This window comes from Microbacterium sp. zg.Y909, from assembly GCF_024626565.1.
The window spans coordinates 1-3,477 of sequence record NZ_JANJFJ010000435.1 but is presented as its reverse complement, the minus strand read 5'-3'; the positions used below and the strand labels follow the sequence as shown (position 1 = coordinate 3,477).

Annotated in this window: 2 protein-coding genes; both read left to right on the top strand. The window is 71.8% G+C overall.

The annotated features are described in order from the left end of the window. Positions 1-77: 77 nt before the first annotated feature. Positions 78-704, top strand: coding sequence for a hypothetical protein (locus NQ160_RS20845; protein ID WP_257516996.1), 627 nt, complete (start codon positions 78-80; stop codon positions 702-704). 37 nt (positions 705-741) lie between these two features. Then, positions 742-3,477 (top strand): ATP-dependent RNA helicase HrpA (gene hrpA, locus NQ160_RS20840; protein ID WP_257516995.1); only part of this gene is annotated, 2,736 nt, incomplete at its 3' end.

Here is a 3,477-nt window from a genome sequence, read left to right as displayed (position 1 = left end):
CCCGCCGACGTGGAGTGGGTGTGGCTCAGCTCCAGCCTGCAGCTGATCGGCGCGGATCTGTCGGAGCTGAGCGCCGGATGACCACGACCGATGCCACGCGCCAGCTGGTCTTCCGCATGATCGGGACGTGGTGGCGGATCGACCTGACTTCGCCCGAGGCGATCGCCGATTCCACGAAGCAGATCGCAGCGGGCGTGCTCGGCAGGGCCGACGACCGCGCCACAGGCCGCGCGCGCCTGCGCGAGGAGTTGGGCAAAGCCGCCGCAGCGGCAGCAGACGCCCACGCCCAGCTGCTGATGATCCAGACCGAGCTCGGTCCCGGCCAGCCCATGTCGGCGACCCTCACGGTGTTCGAAGACGAGCGGATGCGGATGAGTCCGGCGATCGGCACGGATGCGGCATCCGTCCTCGCGGTCTTCGAGAAGTCGGTCCCGCTGATGGACCCGGCGCGCGCCGAGACACTGGTCAGGCGGCGCTGTATGGACGGCGAGGTCGTGCGGGTGCACGCGATCGAGGAGACCGTCGAGGTCGAGGACGGCGAGCGCTACACCCAGCGGCGGCTCGTCGCGCAGTACTGGTACCCGGTGCCGGGGACCAAGCGCCTGCTCACCGTCGTGCTGACCACGCCGCTGGGCGACATCGCGCACACGCTGCTTTCGTACTTCGACGCGATCGTGGCTGCCTCGGCGTTCCAGGACGCCTGAGCGCGGCGCGGCATCCGCGGGCATACGATGGAGGGCTGTGTCCGCACCAGAGCCCGTCATCGTCTATCCGCCCGAGCTGCCCGTCAGCGCCGCGCGGGACGAGATCGCGCGCGCCATCGCCGAGAACCAGGTGGTCATCGTCGCCGGTGCGACCGGGTCGGGCAAGACCACGCAGCTGCCGAAGATCTGCCTGGAGCTCGGCCGCACCCGCATCGCGCACACGCAGCCCCGCCGCATCGCCGCGCGCACCATCGCCGAGCGCGTGGCCGAAGAGATGCAGGTGCCGCTGGGCACCACGGTCGGCTACAAGGTGCGCTTCACCGACAACGTCTCCGCCGACACCCGCGTGGCGCTGGTCACCGACGGCATCCTGCTCAACGAGATCCACCGCGACAAGCTGCTGCGCCGCTACGACACGATCATCATCGACGAGGCGCACGAACGGTCGCTGAACGTCGACTTCCTGATCGGATACCTCCGTCGCATCCTGCCGCGCCGCCCCGACCTCAAGATCATCGTCACGTCGGCGACGATCGATCCCGAGAGCTTCGCGAAGCACTTCGCGGATGCCGCAGGCAACCCCGCCCCGATCATCGAGGTGTCCGGGCGCACCTACCCGGTGGAGATCCGCTACCGCGGCCGCGTCGCCGGGCCCGGGGCCGACGGTGAAGACGACGGCCCCGACGACGTCGACGCACTGCTGGGCGCCCTGCGCGAGCTCGACCGCGAGCCGGCCGGCGACGTGCTGGTGTTCCTGCCCGGTGAGGCCGAGATCCGCGATGCGATGGATGCCGTGCGCGGCATGTACGCGAAGGACACCGCGCCCACCGAGGTGCTGCCCCTCTACGGCCGGCTGTCGTCGGCCGAGCAGCACCGGGTGTTCGAGCGCTCCACGGTGGCAGGGCTCCGCCGCCGCGTGATCCTGGCGACCAACGTCGCCGAGACGAGCCTCACCGTCCCCGGCATCAAGTACGTCATCGACGCCGGCACCGCGCGCATCTCGCGCTACAGCGCCCGCTCCAAGATCCAGCGCCTGCCGATCGAGGCGGTCTCGCAGGCGTCGGCACAGCAGCGCTCCGGGCGCGCCGGCCGCACATCGGACGGCATCGCGATCCGGCTGTACACCGAAGAGGACTTCACCTCGCGGCCGGAGTACACCGAGCCCGAGATCCTGCGCACGAGCCTCGCGTCGGTCATCCTGCAGATGCTGGCGCTCGGGTTCGGCGACATCACCGAGTTCCCCTTCCTCACTCCCCCGGACTCCCGCGGCGTGAAGGCGGCATTCGACCTGCTGGTCGAGCTCGGGGCCGTGCGCCCTTCGACGGGCTCAGGGACCGGCCCTTCGACAGGTTCGGGGACCGGGCGGACCCGCGAAGCCTGGCGCCTCACCGACATCGGGCGCGAGATCGCCCGCCTCCCGATCGATCCCCGCTTCGCCCGCATGCTCATCGAGGCGCGGCGCCTCGAGGTCGCCGGTGACGTGCTGGCGATCGTCGCGGGGCTGTCGATCCAGGACGTGCGCGAGCGCCCCGAGGAGCGCCGTGAAGAGGCCGACCGCCTGCACGCGCGGTTCACCGACCCCACCAGCGACTTCCTCAGCCTGCTGAACCTGTGGAACCACCTGCGCGAGCAGCAGTCCGAGCTCGGCTCGAGCGCGTTTCGCCGGATGTGCCGTGCCGAGCACCTGAACTACGTGCGGGTCCGGGAATGGTTCGATGTGCACCGGCAGCTGCGGCAGCTGACGGGCGCCCCGCGGCCGCAGGACGGCGCCGCCGACCCGGCCCGGGTGCACCGGGCGATCCTCTCCGGGCTGCTGTCGCATCTCGGCATCCTCGACACCCGCTCGACCTCTTCGGCGACCGCGACCGGCGGTCGGGCGGCCAAGGCGCCGAAGGGCCGCCCGCGCGCGGAGTACCGCGGTGCCCGCGGCGCCCGCTTCGCCATCTTCCCCGGGTCGGGGCTGCGCAAGGCCTCGCCCGACGCCGTCATGGCCGCCGAGCTCGTCGAGACGTCGCGCCTGTACGCCCGCACGGTCGCCGCGATCGACCCGGAGTGGGCCGAAGAGCTCGCCGGCGACCTGGCGCACCGCACCCTCAGCGACCCGCACTGGTCCAAGGATGCCGGCGCCGCCGTGGCCGCCGAGAAGGTGACGCTGTTCGGGCTCGAGATCGTGCCGCGTCGGCGCGTGCAGCTGGCCCGCATCGACCGTCCCCTCGCGCGTGAGCTGTTCCTGCGCCACGCGCTGGTGGACGGCGATTGGAACGTCACCCACCTCGACAAGCGGCTCACCGCGTTCGAGCGCCGCAACCTCGAGCTGCGCCGGCGGCTCGAGAAGATCGAGGAGCGGGAGCGTCGCCGCGACATCCTGGCCGGCGACGAGGCCGTCTACGCCTTCTACGCCTCCCGCGTGCCGCAGGACGTCTATGACGTGCGCTCGTTCGAGGCGTGGTGGCGCGACGCCTCGGCCCGCACCCCGCGGCTGCTGGACCTCTCCGAGGCCGACCTCGTCGACGACGCCTCGCGCGCGGATGAACGCGACTTTCCGATGCGCTGGCAGCAGGGCGACCAGGTGCTCTCGCTGGCGTACCGTTTCGAGCCCGGCGCCCCCGACGACGGGGTGAGCGTCGTGGTGCCGCTCGCCCTGCTGGCCCAGCTGAAGCCGGACGGGTTCGACTGGCAGGTGCCGGGGCTGCGCGGTGAGCTCATCGCGGGACTGCTGCGGGCGCTGCCCAAGGCGATCCGCCGCAGCGTCGTCCCGGCCGCGGACTGGGCT